The following is a 21,041-nucleotide window of genomic DNA, read 5'->3' as shown; positions in this document are numbered from 1 at the left end:
GTCATAATGGCTGCTTATAACTGTCGCGCTCGCCCGCCTGCGCGGGCTCAGGAGTCTGCCGTGAGCTTTACCCCCGCTAACCGTTTGTTTCCTGCCACTCGCCTGCGTCGCAACCGCCGTGACGACTTTTCCCGTCGCCTGGTGCGCGAAACCACACTGACTGTTGACGACCTGATCCTGCCGGTGTTCGTGCTGGACGGCGAAAACCGTCGCGAGGAAGTCGCCTCGATGCCCGGCGTGGAGCGCCTGAGCATCGACCTGCTGCTGCAGGCCGCCGAGGAGTGGGTGAAGCTGGGTATTCCGGCGCTGGCCCTGTTCCCGGTGACCCCGCTGGACAGGAAGTCGCTGGATGGCGCCGAAGCCTACAACCCGGACGGTATTGCCCAGCGCGCCACCCGCGCCCTGCGCGACCGCTTCCCGGAGCTGGGGGTGATCACCGACGTGGCACTGGACCCGTTCACCACCCACGGCCAGGACGGTATCCTCGACGAGGAAGGCTACGTCCAGAACGACATCACCGTCGACGCTCTGGTGCGCCAGGCGCTGTCGCATGCCGAGGCCGGCGCCCAGGTGGTGGCCCCGTCGGACATGATGGACGGGCGGATCCAGGCGATCCGTGAAGCCCTGGAGCTGGCCGGTCATGTCAACGTGCGCATCATGGCCTACTCGGCCAAGTATGCCAGCGCCTACTACGGCCCGTTCCGCGACGCGGTCGGCTCGGCGCTGAACCTGGGCAAGGCCAACAAGGCCTCGTACCAGATGGACCCGGCCAACACCAACGAGGCCCTGCATGAAGTGGCCGCCGACCTGTCCGAAGGCGCCGACATGGTAATGGTCAAGCCAGGCATGCCGTATCTGGATATCCTTGCGCGGGTCAAGGACGAGTTCAAGGTGCCGACCTTCGTCTACCAGGTCAGTGGCGAGTACGCGATGCACATGGCCGCGATCCAGAACGGCTGGCTCTCGGAAGGGGTTATCCTCGAATCCCTCACCGCTTTCAAACGGGCGGGCGCCGACGGCATCCTGACCTATTTCGCTGTTCGCGCCGCACAATTGATGAGAGGGCAGTAACGCCCTTCAGGAACGCTAGATGAATAACGAAGCACTTACCGAAGTCGAAGTGAAGGATGCCCAGCCGGTGCCCGAGCAATTGGTCGAAACCCCGCCGGACCTCGAGCCCGCGCCGGTGGTCGAAGCCGAGGCGCCCGTGGTGGCTCCGGCCCCGGCGGTGCCGGCGATTGCCGTGCCGGGCCTGGACGACAGCAGCCTGTACATCCATCGCGAATTGTCCCAGCTGCAGTTCAACATCCGCGTGCTGGAGCAGGCGCTGGACGAGTCCTACCCGCTGCTGGAGCGACTGAAGTTCCTGCTGATCTTTTCCAGCAACCTGGATGAGTTCTTCGAAATTCGTGTGGCGGGCCTGAAGAAGCAGATCACCTTCGCTCGCGAGCAGGCCGGCGCCGACGGCCTGCAGCCGCACCAGGCGCTGGCGCGCATCAGCGAGCTGGTGCACAGCGAAGTGGACCGCCAGTACGCGATCCTCAACGACGTGCTGCTGCCGGAGCTGGAAAAGCACCAGATTCGCTTCATCCGCCGGCGACACTGGACCACCAAGCTCAAGACCTGGGTGCGCCGCTACTTCCGCGACGAGATCGCGCCGATCATTACCCCGATCGGCCTGGACCCGACCCACCCGTTCCCGCTGCTGGTGAACAAGAGCCTGAACTTCATCGTCGAGCTCGAAGGCATCGATGCGTTCGGTCGTGATTCGGGCCTGGCGATCATTCCGGCGCCGCGTCTGCTGCCGCGGGTGATCAAGGTGCCGGAAGACGTCGGTGGCCCCGGCGACAACTACGTGTTCCTGTCGTCGATGATCCATGCGCACGCCGACGACCTGTTCCAGGGCATGAAGGTCAAGGGCTGCTACCAGTTCCGTCTGACCCGCAACGCCGACCTGGCGCTGGACTCCGAGGACGTCGAAGACCTGGCCCGCGCCCTGCGTGGCGAGCTGTTCTCGCGTCGCTATGGCGATGCGGTGCGCCTGGAAGTGGCCGATACCTGTCCCAAGCACCTGTCCGACTACCTGCTCAAGCAGTTCAGCCTGAGCGAGCACGAGGTGTACCAGGTCAATGGCCCGGTCAACCTCACGCGCCTGTTCAGCATCACCAGCCTGGACAGCCACCCGGAGCTGCAGTACACGCCGTTCACTCCGGCGATTCCCAAGCTGTTGCAGAACAGCGAGAACATTTTCAGTGTCATCAGCAAGCAGGACATCCTGCTGATGCACCCCTTCGAGTCGTTTACTCCGGTGGTCGACCTGCTGCGTCAGGCGGCGAAAGACCCGCACGTGCTGGCCGTGCGCCAGACCCTGTACCGCAGCGGCGCCAACTCCGAGATCGTCGACGCGCTGGTGGACGCGGCGCGTAACGGCAAGGAGGTCACCGCGGTGATCGAATTGCGCGCGCGTTTCGACGAAGAGTCCAACCTGCAGATGGCCAGCCGCCTGCAAGCGGCGGGTGCGGTGGTGATCTATGGCGTGGTCGGGTTCAAGACCCACGCCAAGATGATGCTGATTCTGCGGCGCGAGGCCGGCGAGATCGTGCGTTATGCGCACCTGGGTACCGGCAACTACCACGCCGGCAACGCCCGCCTGTACACCGACTACAGCCTGCTGACCTCCGACGACGCCTTGTGCGAGGACGTCGGCAAGCTGTTCAGCCAGCTGATCGGCATGGGCAAGACCCTGCGCATGAAGAAGCTGCTGCACGCGCCGTTCACCCTCAAGAAGGGCATGCTCGACATGATCGCGCGCGAGACCCAGTTCGCCCTGGAAGGCAAGCCGGCGCACATCATCGCCAAGTTCAACTCGCTGACCGACCCCAAGATCATCAAGGCGTTGTACAAGGCCAGCCAGTCGGGCGTGCGCATCGACCTGGTGGTGCGTGGCATGTGCTGCCTGCGTCCGGGCATTCCGGGCGTTTCGCACAACATCCACGTGCGCTCGATCATCGGGCGCTTCCTGGAACACACCCGGGCGTTCTACTTCCTCAATGGCGGGGAAGAGCAGATGTTCCTTTCCAGTGCCGACTGGATGGAGCGCAACCTCGACAAGCGTGTCGAGACCTGCTTCCCGGTGGAGGGCAAGAAGCTGATCCTGCGGGTGAAGAAGGAGCTGGAGGGGTACCTGACCGACAACACCCACGCGTGGCTGCTGCAGTCGGACGGCCGCTATGTGCGCAGCACGCCGACCGGCAACCAGAACCCGCGCAGTGCCCAGGCCACTCTGCTCGAGCGCCTGAGCAACCCGGTGCTTATCGTACGCTGAGGGTAAAGCCGACCCGGGCCAGCCATTCGGCTTCCAGGCCGAAATCGGCCTGGGTCAGCTGGTTCTGTTCCAGCCAGCCGGCCGGGAACTCCACATCCAGGCTCTGGCCGGCGGCATGCAGCTTGACCGTCGGCATCTGCTGGGTGCCGCGGATGTGGTGGAACAGGATCGCGAAGCGCAGCAGCACGCACAGACGAATCAGCTTCACGCCGTCGTCGCCGAATTCGGCGAACTTGTCCTTGGGGATGTTGCGCCGGTGCCCGCGCACCAGCAGTGCCAGCATCTGCTGGTCTTCACGGGAGAAGCCGGCCAGGTCGGAGTGCTCGATCAGGTAGGCGCCGTGCTTGTGGTAATGATAGTGGGCGATGTCCAGGCCCACTTCGTGCACCTTGGCCGCCCAGCCCAGCAGTTCGCGCCAGATCCCGTCTTCAAGATCCCACGCCTTGGCCACCTGGTCGAAGGCATGCAGCGCCTTGCGCTCGACCCGTGCCGCCTGCCCCTGGTCGACGTGGTAGCGCTCCATCAGCGAGGTCAGGGTGCGTTCGCGCACGTCTTCGTGGTGGTGGCGGCCCAGCAGGTCGTACAGCACGCCTTCGCGCAGGGCACCTTCGCAGTGGTCCATGCGTTGCAGTTCCAGCGCGTCGAAGATCGCCTCCAGGATCGCCAGGCCCGCCGGGAAGATGGTGCGCCGGTCGGGCTTGACCCCTTCGAAATCGATCTTGTCGGTATCGCCCAGCTTGAACAGTTTGCGCTTGAGCCAGGCCAGACCTTCGGCGTTGACCTCGCCGTTGCCCATGCCGCCGGCCTTCAGGGCCAGGCCGATGGCGCGGATGGTGCCCGAGGAGCCGATGGCTTCATCCCAGGTCAGGCGGTGCAGGGCATTCTCGATGCTCATCAGCTCCAGGCGCGCGGCGGTGTAGGCCTGGGCATAGCGCGCCGGGGTGATCTTGCCGTCGCGAAAGTAACGCTGGGTGAAGCTCACGCAGCCCATCTGCAGGCTTTCGCGCAGCAGGGGCTCGAAGCGCTGGCCGATGATGAATTCGGTACTGCCGCCGCCGATGTCGGCCACCAGGCGCTTGCCGGGGGTGTCGGCGAGGGTATGGGAGACGCCCAGGTAGATCAGGCGTGCTTCTTCACGGCCGGAAATCACCTCCACCGGGTGTCCGAGAATGGCTTCGGCGCGGCGGATGAATTCGCCGCGGTTGCGCGCTTCGCGCAAGGCGTTGGTGCCGACGATGCGCACCGCGCCGTCAGGCATGCCGTTGATCAGCTGGGCGAAGCGCTTGAGGCAGTCGAGCCCGCGTTGCATGGACTCTTCGCTGAGCTGGCGCTCTTCGTCGATGCCGGCGGCCAGCTGAACCTTTTCCCCCAACCGCTCCAGGATGCGAATGTCGTTGTGGTGGGCCTTGGCCACGACCATGTGAAAACTGTTGGAGCCCAGGTCGATGGCGGCTATCAGGGACAGATTCTTGGCTGGGTTTTGCGGCATGGTGATGGGTTCTCGGTCGATAACCCGGCAATCGTGCCACGATCCGCCGCCGACGCCAACGCGCAGTGTGGCAAGGCTTGACCTGACGCAGTTGCGAGTCTTTTTTATGACTTTTGTGTGACAGTCGATATGCAACGTCTCGCACAACTATAGTTACAGTCAATCGCGCGTGGCTTCCTGTCTACGGCGATGGCGGCTATGATGGGCCACGTTTTTTTGCTTACGACCTTGGAGACTTCCATGAGCAGCGATCTTATCAAACACGTCACCGACGCCACCTTCGAAGCCGACGTGCTCAAGGCTGAAGGTCCGGTGCTGGTCGACTACTGGGCTGAATGGTGCGGCCCATGCAAAATGATCGCTCCGGTTCTGGACGACATCGCCGCTACCTACGAGGGCAAACTGACCGTCGCCAAGCTGAACATCGACGAAAACCAGGAAACCCCGGCCAAGCACGGCGTGCGTGGCATCCCGACGCTGATGCTGTTCAAGAACGGCAATGTCGAGGCGACCAAGGTCGGCGCATTGTCCAAGTCTCAGCTGCAGGCGTTCCTCGACGCCAATATCTGAGTCGAAAAAAGCCCCGCATTCGTCGGGGCTTTTCTCTGTCTGGTGACTAGACGCCAGAAAATGCAAGTGATACATTCGGCCTCGCACTGTTTCTTTCAGTGCCCCCTGCACGCCGTCGCCGACGCACCTCAATTCGAATTAGTACGCGATCCTGTCGCCTTCTCTGCGGCGCGGCTTCATTAAGCCAGAAGCTTAATTCCCCCTTCTTACATGATTACGTCATTCCCCTTATGAATCTGACTGAACTCAAGCAAAAGCCGATTACCGATCTGCTCGAATTGGCCGAACAGATGGGCATAGAAAATATGGCCCGTTCGCGCAAGCAGGACGTGATTTTCTCCCTGTTGAAAAAGCACGCGAAAAGCGGCGAGGAAATCTCCGGTGACGGCGTGCTGGAGATTCTCCAGGACGGTTTCGGCTTCCTGCGTTCGGCTGACGCTTCGTACCTGGCCGGCCCGGACGACATCTATGTCTCGCCCAGCCAGATTCGTCGCTTCAACCTGCGTACCGGTGACACCATCGTCGGCAAGATCCGCCCGCCCAAAGAAGGCGAGCGCTACTTCGCGCTGCTCAAGGTCGATACCATCAACTACGACCGTCCGGAAAACGCGAAGAACAAGATCCTCTTCGAAAACCTGACGCCGTTGTTCCCGAACAAGCGCCTGAAGATGGAAGCCGGCAACGGTTCCACCGAAGACCTCACCGGTCGCGTCATCGACCTGTGCGCGCCGATCGGCAAGGGCCAGCGCGGCCTGATCGTCGCCCCGCCGAAAGCGGGCAAGACCATCATGCTGCAGAACATCGCGGCCAACATCACCCGCAACAACCCCGAGTGCCACCTGATCGTGCTGCTGATCGACGAGCGCCCGGAAGAAGTGACCGAGATGCAGCGCACCGTGCGCGGCGAAGTGGTCGCCTCCACCTTCGACGAGCCGCCAACCCGTCACGTGCAAGTGGCCGAGATGGTCATCGAGAAGGCCAAGCGCCTGGTCGAGCACAAGAAGGACGTGGTCATCCTGCTCGACTCGATCACCCGTCTGGCCCGTGCCTACAACACCGTGATCCCGAGCTCCGGCAAGGTGCTGACCGGTGGTGTCGACGCCCACGCCCTGGAGAAGCCGAAGCGTTTCTTCGGTGCTGCACGTAACATCGAGGAAGGCGGTTCGCTGACCATCATCGCCACCGCGCTGGTCGAGACCGGCTCGAAGATGGACGAAGTGATCTACGAAGAGTTCAAGGGTACCGGCAACATGGAACTGCCCCTGGACCGTCGCATTGCCGAGAAGCGCGTGTTCCCGGCCATCAACATCAACCGTTCGGGTACCCGTCGCGAAGAGCTGCTGACCGCCGACGACGAGCTGCAGCGCATGTGGATCCTGCGCAAGCTGCTGCACCCGATGGACGAGATCGCTGCCATCGAGTTCCTGGTCGACAAGCTCAAGCAGACCAAGACCAACGACGAGTTCTTCCTGTCGATGAAGCGCAAGTAACACGGGCGGTACGCAAGAGCCGGGGAAACCCGGCTTTTTGCTATCTGTACATTGTCTATTCTGGCGGGCGGGGTTCGGCGCTACACTTTGCACCCCGACCGCTACGGCGAACACGAGGCTCCCGCATGCAGTATCGCGATTTGCGCGACTTTATCCGCGGCCTGGAACAGCGCGGCGAACTCAAGCGCATTCAGGTCCCCATCTCCCCGATCCTGGAAATGACCGAGGTCTGCGACCGCACCCTGCGTGCCAAGGGCCCGGCGTTGCTGTTCGAGAACCCTACCGGTTACGACATCCCGGTGCTGGGCAACCTGTTCGGCACCCCGGAGCGCGTGGCCATGGGCATGGGCGCCGAGTCGGTCAGCGAATTGCGCGAGATCGGCAAGCTGCTGGCCTTCCTCAAGGAGCCCGAGCCGCCCAAGGGGCTGAAGGACGCCTGGTCGAAGCTGCCGATCTTCAAGAAGGTCATCTCGATGGCGCCCAAGGTGGTCAAGGATGCGCCCTGCCACGACGTGGTGATCGAGGGGGACGACGTCGATCTTGGCGCGCTGCCGATCCAGCACTGCTGGCCGGGCGACGTGGCGCCGCTGATCACCTGGGGCCTGACCGTGACCCGAGGTCCGAACAAGGACCGCCAGAACCTGGGTATCTATCGCCAGCAGGTCATCGCCCGCAACAAGGTCATCATGCGCTGGTTGAGCCACCGTGGCGGCGCGCTGGACTACCGCGAGTGGTGCGAGAAGCACCCTGGCCAGCCGTTCCCGGTGGCCGTGGCACTGGGCGCCGACCCGGCGACCATCCTCGGCGCGGTGACCCCGGTGCCCGACAGCCTGTCCGAGTACGCCTTCGCCGGCCTGCTGCGCGGCAACCGTACCGAGCTGGTCAAGTGCCGCGGCAATGACCTGCAGGTGCCCGCCACCGCCGAGATCATCCTCGAAGGCGTGATCCACCCCGGCGAGATGGCGCCCGAAGGCCCGTATGGCGATCACACCGGCTACTACAACGAAGTCGACAGCTTCCCGGTGTTCACCGTGGAGCGCATCACCCACCGCACCAAGCCGATCTATCACAGCACCTACACAGGGCGTCCGCCTGACGAGCCGGCGATTCTGGGCGTGGCGCTGAACGAAGTGTTCGTGCCGATCCTGCAGAAGCAGTTCCCCGAGATCACCGACTTCTACCTGCCGCCTGAAGGCTGCTCGTACCGCATGGCGGTGGTCACCATGAAAAAACAGTACCCAGGGCACGCCAAGCGCGTGATGCTGGGGGTGTGGTCGTTCCTGCGCCAGTTCATGTACACCAAGTTCGTGATCGTCACCGACGACGACATCAACGCGCGGGACTGGAACGACGTGATCTGGGCCATCACCACGCGCATGGACCCCAAGCGCGATACCGTGATGATCGACAACACGCCGATCGACTACCTGGACTTCGCCTCGCCGGTTTCCGGCCTGGGCTCGAAGATGGGCCTGGATGCCACCCACAAGTGGCCGGGCGAAACCACCCGCGAGTGGGGGCGTGTCATCGTCAAGGACGAGGCCGTCACCCGACGCATCGATGAGCTGTGGACACAGTTGGGAATAGACTGATGCAGGTTACCTTGCAGCCCTCCGGGGCGGTGCTGGCACTGAACCCTGGTGAGCGCATACTGGATGGGGCCCGTCGTCTGGGCTATGACTGCCCGCAGAGCTGCCGCAATGGCAATTGCCATGTGTGCGCGGCACTGCTGGTGGAAGGCCGTGTGCGCCAGGATGGCGAGGTGAAGGACCATGGCGAGCTGTACACCTGCATCGCCGAGCCGCTGGAGGATTGCGTGTTGCTGTGGGATGGCGTGTTGGCCCTGGGCGAGCTGCCGGTGCGCAAGCTGGCCTGCCAGTTGAGCGAATGTGTCGAGGTGGGCGGCGACGTGTGGCGCGTGCGTCTGCGCGCGCCGGCCGGCAAGCCGCCGCGCTACCACGCCGGGCAGTACCTGATGATCGAGCGCGAAGCTGGCGACAAGGCCGCGTTCTCGCTGGCCTCGGCGCCACACAGCGGGCGTGACCTGGAGCTGCACGTGCTGGCCCGCGAGAGCAGTGCACTGGAACTGATCGCACAGTTGCAGCGCAACCGCATGGCGCGGGTGGAGCTGCCGTTTGGCGACACGCACCTGGCCGAACTGCCGGACGGGCCGCTGGTACTGATTGCTGCCGGTACCGGCATGGCGCAGATGCACAGCCTGATCGAACATTGCCGGGCCAGCGGCTTCAAGCACCCGGTGCACCTGTACTGGGGAGTGCGCCGCCCGGAAGACTTCTATCAGATCGAGCACTGGGACGAGTGGGCAACGCTGCCCAACCTGTTCCTGCACAAGGTAGTGAGCGACTTGTGCGGCTGGGAGGGGCGCTGCGGACTGCTGCACGAGGCCGTGTGCGAAGACATTGCCGACCTTGCGGGCGTGCACGTGTATGCCAGTGGCTCGCCCACCATGATCTACGCCACCCTCGATGCCCTGGTGGACGCTGGCATGGACGCACACCAGATGCGCGCCGATGTATTCGCTTATGCCCCGCGCGGCTAACTTAGGTAATAACGGCGCGTTGCAATAACGCGCCGATTCAAATAACCCGATTGTGCCTCGTTGGTTATAAGTGCTGGCCGCGTTAATTATTGCAAGCACCGCCAAAAACTATTACTACACTTGAAACAGTAGGCCTGAAAGCCCCGGTGCTGGGGGCTTTGTTTGCAACGGGGGCTTGTATTCGAGCGGCCATCTGCCGTACGGTCGATGTATTGTTAGTGCAATGACTTTACAGTGGGCCACTTCAGTAGTTCACGAGGAATTCTGGCGGCGATCATGTCGGCAATTGAAACTGCACCCTCGAGTTTGGCGTACCCTCCGGTGCTCGACTTCGGTCAGCAACTGACCCACGAGCAACTTCGACAATCGGTTGATCACACCATGTCCCGCCATCAGGGCGGCCCGGTCTGGCTGTTTGCCTATGGCTCGCTGATCTGGCGACCGGAATGCAGCGCGGCCGAGCGCCGGCGCGCACGCGTGCATGGCTATCATCGCGGCCTGTACCTGTGGTCCCACGAGCACCGCGGCACTCCGGAGTGCCCGGGGCTGGTGTTCGGTCTGGACCGTGGTGGCTCGTGCAGCGGCTTTGCCTATCGGCTGCCCGAAGAGCGCCTGGAGGATTCATTGCTGGCGCTGTGGCAGCGCGAGATGCCGTACCCGGCGTACCGTCCGCACTGGCTCAACTGCCGCCTCGAGGACGGCAGCAAGGTGCAGGCACTGGGCTTCGTGCTGGAGCGGCACTTGCCGTGCTATGCCGGCAACCTGCCCGACACCTTGCTCAGCCATATCCTGGCCAGCGCCAAGGGTCGCTACGGCACCACCCGCGACTATGTCGAGCAGACCCTTTCGGCGCTGCGCACCCATGCCATGCCCGACCGCAACCTGGAGGCACGCTTCAAGCGTTGTCATTCGGCGGACAAGGCGTGAAGCCTGCGGTACCATCGCGCCCCTTATCAATGGACGTGTTGGGAATCAGGGATGAAACGCTGGTTTGGAATACTATTGTGCTGGTGCTGCGCCGTGCAGGCCGAGCATGTGCCCACGTTCGCGCAGCCCCCGGCCCCGGTGTACCCGAGGGCCATGAGGCTGGTGGGCCTGGAGGGCGCTGTGCGCATCGGCTACCAGGTCGATTCGCGCGATGGCTCGGTCAGCCATGTAACCGTCAAGCACAGTGATCATGCGTTGTTCAGTGCGTCTGCAGAAGCGGCCATCGCAAAGGTGCGGTTCGAACCCTGGACGGTGGCCGCGGGCGAGCCGCTGAAAACCGATGTGGTGCAGAGCCTGCTCTTTCGCATGGATGAGCAGTCCATGGCGATGACCCTGGATGCCCAGGCCGCGTTGCCGCAGCTGCAGTGCAAGCTGTTCAGTTACTACCTGGCCACCTACCGTCAGATCCGCTCGCATCAGCCGCTGTGGCAGATGGACAGCGTGGCCACGTCCATCGGCTTGCTGGCCAGGACGTCACCCGCATCGCCCACCCTGCTGCAGTTCAAGCAGGCGCAGCAGGCGTTCGAGGCAGCGCTGCCGTCTATCGAGCGGCGCTGCGCCGGGCAGCCCGACCTGATGTTCATCGACGCCTGGCCGCAGCAACTGCGTGACCTTGCGCTCAAGCAGCTGTGAGAAGGAGTGCCATGACAACACCACTTCCGGTCTTTACCTATTACCCCGGCAAGGTTCATTACATCGTGGCCAGCAGCGAGGCTTGCGTGTGCTGCGGGCAGGCGCGTGGTTACCTGTATGACGGCACGCTGTACACCGCGCAGACACTCGAGGGCGATATCTGCCCGTGGTGCATCGCCGATGGTTCGGCGGCCAGGCGCTACGACGGCAGTTTCCATGATGTGTATGCGATGGGGGAGGCGGGCATAAAGCCTGAGGTGCTCGACGAGATCGCCTATCGCACGCCGGGCTATCCCACATGGCAGGACAGCCAGTGGATGCACCATTGCGGTGACGCCTGCGAGTTCCACGGGGACGCCAGCGCCGAGGACATCAGTGAGGCCACGCCGGCGACCCGGGAGCACTGGGCCGAGTACAACGGCATGACCGTGGAGGACTGGTCGTGGGCCGCGGTGGGGTATGCGCCGGGCGGGGATACCGGGTTCTACAAGTTCGTGTGCCGTGGGTGCAAGCAGGTGCTGCTGGCCTGGGACATGAGCTGACGTTCACGCCTCTATCGCGGGTCAAATCCGCTCCCACAGGGCAGCGCGGGAGCGGGCTTGGCTATCGCACAGACACCACCAGCTTGCCCACCGCCTTGCGCCCCGCCAACTGCTCGATTGCAGCCCCGGCATCGGCCAGTGGGTAGGTCTGCGACACCAGTGGTTTCAGCTTGCCCTCGGCATGCCACGCAAACAGCTGCTTGAAGTTCGCGGCGTTATCCGCCGGCTGGCGCTGCGCGAACGCACCCCAGAACACCCCCAGCACCGCCGCGCCCTTGAGCAGCGTCAGGTTCACCGCCAACTGCGGGATCTGCCCGCTGGCGAACCCCACCACCAGCATCCGTCCGTTCCACGCCAGCCCGCGCACCGCCTGCTCGAACAGCTCGCCGCCCACCGGGTCGAAAACCACGTCCACGCCCTGGCCACCGGTCAGGCGCTTGATCTCGTCCTTGAGGCCGCTTTCGCTGTAGTTGATCAGCTCGTCGGCACCGGCAGCCTTGGCCACGGCCAGCTTGTCGGCGCTGCTGGCCGCTGCGATCACCCGCGCGCCCAGGGCCTTGCCGATCTCCACCGCCGCCAGCCCGACACCGCCCGACGCGCCCAGCACCAGCAGGGTTTCCCCGGCTTGCAGCTGCCCGCGCTGGGTGAGCGCGTACATCGAGGTGCCGTAGGTCATGCCGAATGCGGCAGCCGTGGCGAAGTCCATGTGCGCCGGGATCGGCATCACGTTGTAGCCCGGCACCGCGATCTGCTCGGCAAAGCTGCCCCAGCCGGTCAGCGCCATCACCCGGTCGCCCACCTGCAACGGCCCGGCCTTTTCGCCCACCTCCAGCACTACCCCTGCTGCTTCGCCACCCGGCGAGAACGGCAGTGGCGGCTGGAACTGGTACTTGCCCTGGATGATCAGGGTGTCGGGGAAGTTGACCCCCGCCGCATGCACCTGCACCAGCACTTCATTGCGTTTGGGCACGGGGCTGGCGACCTCTTCGAGGACCAGGTCGCTGGCCGGACCATGGGCTTTGCACAACACGGCTTTCATCAGGGCTATTCCTTTGCGGGTGGTGGCCGATAAGTGTAGGTGGGCAGGGTGTCGGGTCAACGAGCATGCCCCGGCCTGATAAGCCGGCATAAGCCCGGGCTTGGGTTTGGCGAAGGCGCTGGGTATGCTGGCGCCAACTGTTTGAGGAGCGAATTGGTGAAAGCGTGGATCTTGATGGTACTGGCCCTGATGCTGCCAGCGGCGGCCATGGCCGAAGAAGCCAAGGACGGAGAGGGCGCGCCGAAGGTGTCGTACATCTCCCTGACCCCGCCACTGGTGGGCAACTATGCCCTTGATGGCGGCCCCAAGCTGCGTGTGTACAAGGCCGATGTGGCGTTGCGCGTGGACAACGATGTGGATGCGGCCGCGGTCAAGCACCACGAACCGCTGATCCGCAACCAGCTGGTGGCCCTGTTCACCCAGCAGAGCCTGGACGGCATGAGCAACGTCGAGGCCAAGGAACACCTTCGCCAGGAAGCCCTCAAGCAGGTGCAGCAGGTGCTCAACGGCGAAGAAGGCCGGCCGGTTGTGGCCGACCTGCTGTTCAACAACCTGATCGTGCAGTAGTCACGAGGCCAGGCTGCGGCGAAAGCGTGCCAGGGCGATCGCAAAGAACGCCAGGCCGATCGCCGCCAGCGCCAGCAGGTCCGGCCACACCACCGATGCGTCGGCGTCGCGGAACAGGATCGCGGCACCCAGGCTGACGAAGTGGGTGGAGGGTGACAGCTGCATCACCCACTGCAGCCATTGCGGCATGCTGTCCAGCGGCGTGCTGCCGCCCGACAGCAACAGCATCGGGATGATCACCGGGATCGCCAGCAAGCCGAACTGCGGGGTCGAGCGCGCCAGTGTGGCGAGGAAGATCCCCAGCGCGGTGCTGGCGAACAGGTACAGCGCGGTCACGCCCAGGAACAACCCCATGGAGCCGGCCAGCGGCACTCCCAATGCCCCCTTGACCACCACCTCCAGCGACACCCAGGTGCACAGCACCACCACCAGCGCGTTGCTGCCGATCTTGGCCAGCATGATTTCCAGTGCCGTCAGTGGCAGTACCAGCAAGTGGTCGAGGGTGCCATGCTCGCGTTCGCGCAGCAGCGCAGTGCCGGTCAGCACGATGGCTAGGATGGTGATGTTGTTGACGATCTGGATCACCGCCAGAAACCAGCCGCCCTCCAGGTTGGGGTTGAACAGCGCCCGTGGGCTCAGCAGCGCCGGGCTCTGCACGGCCTGCTTGGCGTAGTCGAGCAGCTCGCGTTCGAAGATCCGCCCGATGTAGCCGGCGCCCATGAACGCCTGGCTCATGGCGGTGGCGTCGACGTTCACCTGCAGTTCCGGGGTGCGCCCGGCCAGCAGGTCGCTCTGGAAGTTCACCGGGATATTGATCACGAAGGTGTACTGGCCGCTGTCCATGGCCTGGTCGAGCTGGTCGTAGGGCAGCGTCACCGCCGGCTGGAACTCCGGCGGTTGCAGCGCCTCGCCCAGCTTGCGCGAGACCAGGCTGTGGTCTTCGTCGACGATGGCCACGCTGGCGTTGTGCACGCCGATCACAGAGCCGGCGGCGGGCATGTAGATGGCCACGCTGAAGGCATACAGCAGAAACAGCAGCAGCACGCTGTCGTGGCGTAGGCTGGTCAGCTCCTTGAGACCGAGGCGGTAGATATGGGCCAGGCGCTGCATCAGACCTCCTGCTTTTTCAGCATGATCAGGCTCAGCCCGGTGAAGCCGGCGAAGAACCCGAACAGGGCCAGGCACTGCGGCCATAGTTCGCGCAGGTCCAGGGCCTTGGTGAAGGTGCCGACGGCAATGTCGAGGAAGTAGCCGGCCGGGAACAGCTGACCCATCAGTGCTGCCGCGCCATCGAGAGAAGAGCGCGGCACGATCAGCCCGGAGAACTGGATGGTCGGCAGGCTGGTGATGATCATGGTGCCCAGGATCGCCGCGATCTGGGTGCGGGTGAATGCCGAGATCAGCAGCCCCAGGCTGGTGGTGGCCAGCAGGTACAGCACCCCGCCGCAGGCCAGGGCCAGCGCGCTGCCCTTGAAGGGCACGCCGAACAGCCAGCGGTTCATCGCCACCAGCAACGCCAGGTTGACCAGGCTCACCAGCAGGTACGGGGCCTGCTTGCCGAGCAGGAACTCCAGGCGCGTGAGCGGCGTGGCGTAGAAGTTGGTGATCGAGCCCAGCTCTTTTTCACGCACGATGCCCAGTGCCGTGAGCATCGCGGGAATGAATGCCAGGATCAGCGCCATCACCCCGGGGCCGATGGCGTTCACGCTGATCACGTCCTGGTTGTAGCGAAAGCGGGTTTCAAGTTTCACCGCTGCCTGGCCTGGTTGTGCGCGGCTGCTCAGCGCGGCGAGCTGTTCGAGGTTGGCCTGATGCACGGCCTCCACATAGTTGCGGCTGGTTTCGGCGCGAAACGGCATGCCGCCATCGAGCCAGGCCGCCACCACCGGCTGGCGCCCGGCATTCAGGTCGCGGCCAAAGCCGGGGGGAATCTCCAGCGCCAGCTTGATTTCCGAGCGTTGCAGGCGCTTGTGCAGTTGCGCGGCGTCGCGGATCGGCGCCTGTTCGGCGAAGTAGCGCGAGCCGCGAAACGCTTCCAGGTACAGACGGCTTTGCGGGCTCTGGTCCTGGTCGTAGACCGCGAATGCCAGGTTCTCCACGTCCAGCGAAATGCCATAGCCGAAGATCACCATCATGAACAGCGCACCGAGCAGGGCGAAGGCCAGGCGCACCTTGTCGCGCAGCAGCTCCTTGCCTTCGCGGGTGGCTACCGCGAACAGCCGCACGAAGCTGAAGCCGCTGCGGGGTGGCGGGCTGGCGGTCTCGGCGGTGGTGCTCACCGGTTGGGCCTCGGTCGGCGCCGGGCTGCTGTTCTGCGCCTGTTCCAGGCAGGTGACGAAGGCGTCTTCCAGGGTCTGGCCGCCGAACTGCTGTTGCAGCGCGGCCGGGGTATCGCAGGCCAGTACACGGCCGGCGTGCATCAGCGAGATGCGATCGCAGCGCAGCGCCTCGTTCATGAAGTGGGTGGACAGGAAGATGGTCACGCCCTGCTCGCGGGACAGCTCGATCAGCAGGCGCCAGAAGTCGTCGCGTGCGGCCGGGTCGACGCCGGAGGTGGGTTCGTCGAGGATCAGCACTTCAGGCCGGTGCAGCACCGCCACGGCCAGCGACAGGCGCTGGCGCAGGCCCAGCGGCAGGGCGCCGGACTGCTGGTCGGCAATGTCGCCCAGGTCGAAGCGCTCGATCAGTTCGGCGATGCGCGGGGTGCTGTCGGCCTTGTTCAGGTCGAACAGGCGCGCGTGCAGCTCGAGGTTCTGACGCACGCTCAGTTCGCCATACAGCGAAAAGCTCTGGGACATGAAGCCGACGCGCTTGCGCGTGGCCAGGTCCTTGGCGTCGACCGGGCGGCCGAGCAGGGTGGCGCTGCCTTCGCTGGCCGGCATCAGGCCGGTGAGCACCTTCATGGTGGTGGTCTTGCCGCAGCCGTTGGAGCCCAGGAAACCGAAGATCTCGCCACGGCCGATGGCGAAGCTGACCTTGTTCACTGCGGTGAAGTCGCCGAAGCGCAGGGTCAGTTCATGGGCCTCGATGGCGATGTCGCCGTCGTCGGCCGGGCGTGGCGGGATCACCAGCGGCGCCTGGGTGCGGCTGCGGTCATCCTGTTGCTGGCTCTGGTAGCAGGTGAAGGCGTCGTCCAGCTTGCCGCTGGCGGTGGCGCCGGCCAGCTCGCGGCTCAGCCCCTGTGCGATCAGGCGACCACGGTCGAGCATCAGGCAGTGCTCGAACTGTTCGGCCTCTTCCATGTAGGCGGTGGCCACCAGCAGGGTCAGTTGCGGACGCTCGCCGCGCACCTGCTCCACCAGCTCCCAGAAGCGCCGGCGCGACAGCGGGTCGACGCCGGTGGTGGGCTCGTCGAGAATCAGCAGGTCGGGCTCGTGGATCAGTGCGCAGCACAGCCCGAGTTTCTGCTTCATGCCCCCGGAGAGCTTGCCTGCCGGGCGCTCGGCAAAGCGTTCCAGGTCGGTGGCCAGCAGCAGCGCGTGCATGCGCGTGTCGCACTCGGAACGGCTCAGGCCGAACAGCGTGGCGAAGAAGCGGATGTTCTCGCTGATCGACAGCTCAGGGTACAGGTTGCCGCCCAGGCCCTGGGGCATGAAGGCGATGCGCGGGTACAGGCTGTTGCGATGGCGGCGCTGGCGGATCGAGCCGTCCAGCACCTGCAACTCGCCCTGTTGCAGCTTCTTGACCCCGGCAATCAGCCCCAGCAGGCTCGACTTGCCCGCACCGTCCGGGCCGATCAGGCCGCAGCGGGTGCCTGCCGGCAGTTCAAAGCAGATGTCCTGCAGGGCCTCGAGGGAGCCGTAGCGGTGGCTGATGCCACGCGCCTGCAGCGCCAGGGCCGTCATTGCAGGTTGGCCGGCCAGTCCACGGGGGCGCTACGCACATAGCCGGCGCCGGGCATGCCGGGCTTGGCCTGGGGCACCGCGCTGGGCTCGGTCAGGCGCAGCTTGACGCGAAACACCAGCTTCTGGCGCTCGTCACGGGTTTCCACCTGCTTGGGGGTGAACTGCGCCTTGGCTGCCACGAAGCTGATCTTGGCCGGCAGCGCGCGGTCGGGCAGGGCATCGAGCACGATGCGCGCCTGGTCGCCCACGGTCAGCTTGCCGGTGGTGGAGGCGGGCAGATAGAGGTTCATGTACTGGTCGCTGGGGTCGATCAGCAGCAGTACGCGCCCGCCGGCCCCGAGCACTTCGCCCGGTTCGGCCAGGCGCAGCTGGATCACGCCATCGATGGGCGCGCGCAGGCTGCTGTCGTCGATTTCGCTGGTGAGCTGGGCCACCTGGGCCTCGGCGGCACCGATGGCGGCCTTGATTGCCGCGAGTTGCGCTCGCGCTGCCACCACGGCTGAATTGCTGGTGTCGTAGCGGGCCTGCTGCTGGTCGAGCAATTGCTGGCTGGAGTACTTGCGCTGGAACAGTTCGCGCACGCGCTTGAGTTCCTGGCTGGCCAGCAGCTGTTCGCTCTGGCGCAGCTGCACGGTGGCCTGGGCGGCCGCGTAGTTCTCGCGGGCACGCAGCACTTCGGCTTCGGCCTGGTTGCGCTGGGCCTCCATGGTGCGGGTGTCGATGCGCGCCAGCAGTTGGCCCTTGTGCACCACGTCGCCCTCGTCGGCCAGCACTTCGGCCAGGCGCCCCGGCACTTTGGTGGCGATCTGCACCTCGGTGGCCTCAAGGCGACCGTTGCCCATGCTCAGGCCTTCGGGCAGACGGTCGTGCATGGACTTCCAGTAGCCCAGGCCGCCGGCTGCCACCAGCAGCGCAATCAGCGCGCCGGCAAAGAGTTTGGGGGTGTGTTGGCTCATCGACATGCACCTGCATCCTGCTGCGTTTGACGTCAGAGTCTGACGTTTTGCCTACCGTGGCGGGTTGATACGTATCAAACGAGTGGGCATCTTACGCGAAATTAACGTAGTGCGAGCACCGCGGCCCATTGTTCGTCCGTCACCGGCATCACCGACAGGCGGCTGCCCTTCTGTACCAGTGGCAGTTCGGCCAGTGCCGCCTGTTGCTTGAGGTAGCCAAGGCCCAGCACCTTGCGCAAGGTTTCCACATGCTCCACGTCCACTGCGCTCCACGGGTTCTTCTCGGCGCTGGCCTTGGCGTCGAAGTAGTGGCTCTCGGGGTCCAGTGCGGTGGGGTCGGGGTAGGCGGCGGTGGTGATGCGGGCAATACCGGCGATGCCGGGCTCGGGGCAGCTGGAGTGGTAGAAGAAGAACAGGTCGCCCACCGCCATGGCACGCATGAAGTTGCGCGCCTGGTAGTTGCGCACCCCGTCCCAGCGCGCCTGGCCGAGGCGGGCGAGGTCTTCGATCGAGAGCTCGTCGGGCTCGGATTTCATCAGCCAGTAGGCCATCGTTGACGCTCCAGACAAAGTTTGAAATAACCTGTTGCATGAAACCGACAGCCGGTTGGCGTCAACGTTTGCGTGTGGCACCAGGTTGTCGGAGAATGCGCGCATTTTAAGCTTGACGCTGCTGCACGGCATAATAAAAACCGTTGCTGTCATCGTGATGAGTTTGCCTGAGGGGGGCAATCGATGAATCGCAAACCGGATTTGCTCTGGGTGCTCGTTTTTCTGTTTGGCCTGGGTGTGGTCACCACCGGCTATGCACAAAGCCTGTGGGAACAGAAACTCGAAACAGCCGCCTACGAGATGCCGGCCGCCCCGACCCCCGTCAAGCGTTGAGCCTTGCGGCGCCCGTTCAGGGTGCCAGGTACCACCCCCTGTCCGATACCGTGCCCTGCAGCGGCACGTCCCAACTGGCCTGGGCCAGTCGTTGCACTTTCTGGCATTCGTGCGCCAGCCCCAGCAGCAGGGGTTTCTTCCAGGCCTTGCGCCGCCCCTGATACGCCAGGCTGCGGTCATAGAACCCGCCGCCCATGCCCAGTCGCCCACCCGTCTCGTCGAAACCCACCAGCGGCAGCAGGATCAGGTCCAGTGCCCAGGTGGGTCGCTGGCGTGTGAGATTGATGCGTGGTTCGGGGATGCGGAAGCGGTTGGGGCGCAGTTTTTCACCGTGCTCGAAGCGCTGGAAGGCCATGCGGGTTCTGGGCCAGGCGTGCAGCACCGGCAGGTAGGTATGCTTGCCTCGACGTTGAGCTTCGCGCAGCAGCAGGCGCGGGTCGATCTCGCTGTCGTTGGGCAGGTACAGGGCAATGTGCCGGGCACGACGAAACAGCGGGTGCTGCGCCAGTTGCCGGTACAGGCCGCGCGCGGCACGGCGCTGTTCGGCCGGGCTGAGGGCACGGCGGGCATCACGGAGCAGACGACGAAGTTGGGGGCGGGTAAGCGGCGCGGTGTCGGTCATGGCACGGGCGGTCCCTGGGGCGACTGCCACGCAGGGGTGGCAGTGCATGTGCGTGCGCCGCTGGGCGGGCGCAGGCTGGAGAATTCAGGCTCCCCGACGAACCGCTGTCGGTGTAGCCCTTGAACCCGAAAGTTCAAGGTGGAGATTACAGGAGGCGTTAAGGCTTTCCGTCAAGCGGACATGCACACCGGCCCCACGTGCAACCCCCGTGGTTGTGCGTATCGGCTCAGGGACATGACCGACTGGCAAGCACTCCAGGGAGTGGTCGGAGTATACCCGAAACTCAGGCCGGTTTTGAACCCGCGTCGTCGGCCAATGCCTGATCGACACGTTCGAGCAGGTCGCGCACCTGTTCACGGGTGGCACCGCCGGTGGGCGCCTGCGGGCGCTCCTGATTGTGCAGCAGGTCGTGGGTGATGTTCAGCGCCGCCATCACCGCGATACGGTCGGCGCCGATCACCTTGCCGCTGCTGCGGATCTCGCGCATCTTGCTGTCCAGGTAGCGCGCTGCGCTGACCAGGTTGCTGCGCTCTTCCGGCGGGCAGATGATCGAATACTCCTTGTCGAGGATCTGTACGGTGACGCTATTGCTTGAACTCATGAGTCTTGCTCCAGGGCCTTGAGCCGCGAAATCATCGATTCGACCTTACGCCGGGCGATCTCGTTTTTTTCGATGAGGTGGGCGCGCTCCTCGCGCCAGGATTTTTCCTGAGCTAATAGGAGTGCATTTTGCCGCTTTAGTTGCTCGACACGTTCGATCAACAGCTCGAATCGGCCCATCAGCGCTTGCAGGTCGTTCTCTGGCATGACGTGCCACTCGCTTTTGTCAGACGGGTCTTACCCGCTCATTAAGTTCCGGCATGCCCCGAATTGGCGGCGTCGATGGTCTTGGCGCGCCTGCCGGTGCTAGGATACAAGGCCTTCATTCTAGTCATTGCGCCGTCTGGCGCCTAGCTGCCCATGCCCATTACGAATTCGCCATACACCGCTTTTGCCACCTTGCTCACCAGCAACGGTCACCCTGTTTCGCCTGCCGAGCTTCACGGCTTGTTGCTCGGGCGCAGCTGCGCCGGCGCCGGCTTCGATGCCGACGGCTGGTTGGCCGATGCGGCCCACCTGCTGGAAGTCGATCCTGTAGACAATGTTCGTAACGCTTTGATCGGCCTGCAGGAGATGGTCAAGGGCGAACTCACCGGTGAAGAAGTCACCGTCGTGCTGTTGCTGCCCACCGACGATGCCCCGCTGACCGAGCGTGCCATCGCCCTGGGCGAGTGGTGCAAAGGCTTCCTGTACGGCTTCGGCCTCAACTCGGCAGGCCTGAGCCTGAGTGCCGAAGCCAAGGAAGTGCTGGGTGACCTGGACGCCATTTCCCAGGTCCAGGATGCACTGGAAGAATCCGAAGACGGCGAAAGCGACTATATGGAAGTGATGGAGTACCTGCGCGTCGCACCGATGCTGCTGTTCTCCGAGCTGGCCAAGCCACAGGCGCCTGCGCCCAAGCCTTCCTTGCACTAAATGCCGAACAGGGGTTC

The 21,041-nt window shown here is 64.4% G+C and carries 21 protein-coding genes and 1 other RNA gene; 12 read left to right on the top strand and 10 right to left on the bottom strand.

The window, feature by feature from the left end; genetic code table 11:
• The first annotated feature begins 60 nt into the window (after window positions 1–60).
• Together hemB and ppk1 are read left to right on the top strand one after the other, a co-directional pair.
• Window positions 61–1,071, top strand: a complete 1,011-nt coding sequence (gene hemB, locus NP552_RS14750) for a porphobilinogen synthase (RefSeq protein WP_043863387.1) — start codon at window positions 61–63, stop codon at window positions 1,069–1,071.
• Between the two features lie 19 nt (window positions 1,072–1,090).
• A complete protein-coding gene (gene ppk1, locus NP552_RS14745) occupies window positions 1,091–3,325 on the top strand; it encodes a polyphosphate kinase 1 (protein WP_043863388.1) in 2,235 nt (744 codons plus the stop codon).
• Here ppk1 and ppx read toward each other — a convergent pair.
• The gene (gene ppx, locus NP552_RS14740) at window positions 3,312–4,814 is read right to left on the bottom strand and encodes an exopolyphosphatase (RefSeq protein ID WP_043863389.1); all 1,503 of its coding nucleotides are present in this window, start codon (window positions 4,812–4,814) and stop codon (window positions 3,312–3,314) included. The two genes, ppk1 and ppx, sit on opposite strands and share 14 nt — an antisense overlap.
• A 240-nt stretch (window positions 4,815–5,054) precedes the next feature.
• Between ppx and trxA the strand changes: the two genes are divergently transcribed.
• The 7 genes from trxA (at window position 5,055) to NP552_RS14705 (ending at window position 11,596) form a co-directional block, all read left to right on the top strand.
• Entirely contained in the window at window positions 5,055–5,384 is a 330-nt protein-coding gene (gene trxA / locus NP552_RS14735) for a thioredoxin TrxA (protein ID WP_043863390.1), read from the top strand.
• A gap of 230 nt (window positions 5,385–5,614) precedes the next feature.
• Window positions 5,615–6,874 (top strand): transcription termination factor Rho, encoded by a 1,260-nt coding sequence (rho, locus tag NP552_RS14730; protein WP_043863391.1) that lies wholly within the window; start codon window positions 5,615–5,617, stop codon window positions 6,872–6,874.
• Between the two features lie 125 nt (window positions 6,875–6,999).
• Entirely contained in the window at window positions 7,000–8,466 is a 1,467-nt protein-coding gene (gene ubiD / locus NP552_RS14725) for a 4-hydroxy-3-polyprenylbenzoate decarboxylase (protein WP_054915496.1), read from the top strand.
• Window positions 8,466–9,434, top strand: coding sequence for a CDP-6-deoxy-delta-3,4-glucoseen reductase (locus NP552_RS14720; protein ID WP_043863393.1), 969 nt, complete (start codon window positions 8,466–8,468; stop codon window positions 9,432–9,434). The genes ubiD and NP552_RS14720 overlap by 1 nt, the downstream gene beginning before the upstream one ends.
• Window positions 9,435–9,710: 276 nt before the next feature.
• Window positions 9,711–10,361, top strand: a complete 651-nt coding sequence (locus NP552_RS14715) for a gamma-glutamylcyclotransferase (protein ID WP_043863394.1) — start codon at window positions 9,711–9,713, stop codon at window positions 10,359–10,361.
• 51 nt (window positions 10,362–10,412) lie between these two features.
• The gene (locus tag NP552_RS14710; RefSeq protein WP_213606514.1) at window positions 10,413–11,054 is read left to right on the top strand and encodes an energy transducer TonB; all 642 of its coding nucleotides are present in this window, start codon (window positions 10,413–10,415) and stop codon (window positions 11,052–11,054) included.
• A gap of 11 nt (window positions 11,055–11,065) precedes the next feature.
• Window positions 11,066–11,596, top strand: a complete 531-nt coding sequence (locus NP552_RS14705; RefSeq protein WP_054915498.1) for a CbrC family protein — start codon at window positions 11,066–11,068, stop codon at window positions 11,594–11,596.
• A gap of 61 nt (window positions 11,597–11,657) precedes the next feature.
• Here the strand turns inward: NP552_RS14705 and NP552_RS14700 are convergent, their stop codons facing one another.
• Window positions 11,658–12,635 carry an NADPH:quinone oxidoreductase family protein gene (locus NP552_RS14700; protein ID WP_196932026.1) on the bottom strand — a complete coding sequence of 326 codons (978 nt, stop codon included), beginning with the start codon at window positions 12,633–12,635 and terminating at the stop codon, window positions 11,658–11,660.
• Window positions 12,636–12,791: 156 nt separating this feature from the next.
• Between NP552_RS14700 and NP552_RS14695 the strand changes: the two genes are divergently transcribed.
• Window positions 12,792–13,202 (top strand): flagellar basal body-associated protein FliL, encoded by a 411-nt coding sequence (locus tag NP552_RS14695; RefSeq protein ID WP_054915500.1) that lies wholly within the window; start codon window positions 12,792–12,794, stop codon window positions 13,200–13,202.
• Here NP552_RS14695 and NP552_RS14690 read toward each other — a convergent pair whose 3' ends face one another.
• The 4 genes from NP552_RS14690 to NP552_RS14675 all read right to left on the bottom strand — a co-directional run bounded on the left by NP552_RS14690 (window position 13,203) and on the right by NP552_RS14675 (window position 18,554).
• Window positions 13,203–14,312, bottom strand: coding sequence for an ABC transporter permease (locus NP552_RS14690; protein ID WP_043863399.1), 1,110 nt, complete (start codon window positions 14,310–14,312; stop codon window positions 13,203–13,205).
• Complete coding sequence (gene rbbA / locus NP552_RS14685; protein WP_274096858.1) at window positions 14,312–17,047, bottom strand: ribosome-associated ATPase/putative transporter RbbA; 2,736 nt, start codon at window positions 17,045–17,047, stop codon at window positions 14,312–14,314. Before rbbA ends, NP552_RS14690 begins: the two co-directional genes overlap by 1 nt.
• The gene (locus NP552_RS14680; protein WP_043863401.1) at window positions 17,044–18,009 is read right to left on the bottom strand and encodes an HlyD family secretion protein; all 966 of its coding nucleotides are present in this window, start codon (window positions 18,007–18,009) and stop codon (window positions 17,044–17,046) included. Before NP552_RS14680 ends, rbbA begins: the two co-directional genes overlap by 4 nt.
• A 95-nt stretch (window positions 18,010–18,104) precedes the next feature.
• Window positions 18,105–18,554, bottom strand: a complete 450-nt coding sequence (locus NP552_RS14675; RefSeq protein ID WP_058541751.1) for an EVE domain-containing protein — start codon at window positions 18,552–18,554, stop codon at window positions 18,105–18,107.
• Window positions 18,555–18,764: 210 nt separating this feature from the next.
• On the opposite strand from NP552_RS14675, the gene NP552_RS14670 reads away from it, so the two are divergent.
• Entirely contained in the window at window positions 18,765–18,887 is a 123-nt protein-coding gene (locus NP552_RS14670) for a hypothetical protein (protein ID WP_255001640.1), read from the top strand.
• Window positions 18,888–18,903: 16 nt separating this feature from the next.
• Here the strand turns inward: NP552_RS14670 and NP552_RS14665 are convergent, their stop codons facing one another.
• From NP552_RS14665 to NP552_RS14650, 4 genes are all read right to left on the bottom strand, one after another.
• Window positions 18,904–19,509, bottom strand: a complete 606-nt coding sequence (locus NP552_RS14665) for a 5-formyltetrahydrofolate cyclo-ligase (RefSeq protein ID WP_043863403.1) — start codon at window positions 19,507–19,509, stop codon at window positions 18,904–18,906.
• An 86-nt stretch (window positions 19,510–19,595) separates the two neighbouring features.
• Window positions 19,596–19,773, bottom strand: a non-coding RNA gene (gene ssrS, locus NP552_RS14660) — 6S RNA.
• A 19-nt stretch (window positions 19,774–19,792) separates the two neighbouring features.
• The gene (locus NP552_RS14655; protein WP_043863404.1) at window positions 19,793–20,110 is read right to left on the bottom strand and encodes a cell division protein ZapA; all 318 of its coding nucleotides are present in this window, start codon (window positions 20,108–20,110) and stop codon (window positions 19,793–19,795) included.
• Window positions 20,107–20,316: a TIGR02449 family protein gene (locus NP552_RS14650; RefSeq protein ID WP_043863405.1), complete on the bottom strand. Its 210-nt coding sequence runs from the start codon at window positions 20,314–20,316 to the stop codon at window positions 20,107–20,109. The genes NP552_RS14655 and NP552_RS14650 overlap by 4 nt, the downstream gene beginning before the upstream one ends.
• Window positions 20,317–20,469: 153 nt before the next feature.
• Here NP552_RS14650 and NP552_RS14645 point away from each other — a divergent pair, with 153 nt between their 5' ends.
• On the top strand, window positions 20,470–21,024 hold the full coding sequence (locus NP552_RS14645) for a YecA/YgfB family protein (RefSeq protein ID WP_043863406.1): 555 nt from the start codon (window positions 20,470–20,472) through the stop codon (window positions 21,022–21,024).
• Window positions 21,025–21,041 lie beyond the last annotated feature (17 nt).

The sequence above is a fragment of the Pseudomonas sp. 8209 genome (assembly GCF_028682105.1).
GTDB classification, from domain to species: Bacteria; Pseudomonadota; Gammaproteobacteria; order Pseudomonadales; family Pseudomonadaceae; genus Aquipseudomonas; species Aquipseudomonas palmensis.
Note: the sequence above shows the minus strand (reverse complement) of the source record. Positions and strands in the feature narration are given on the sequence as shown.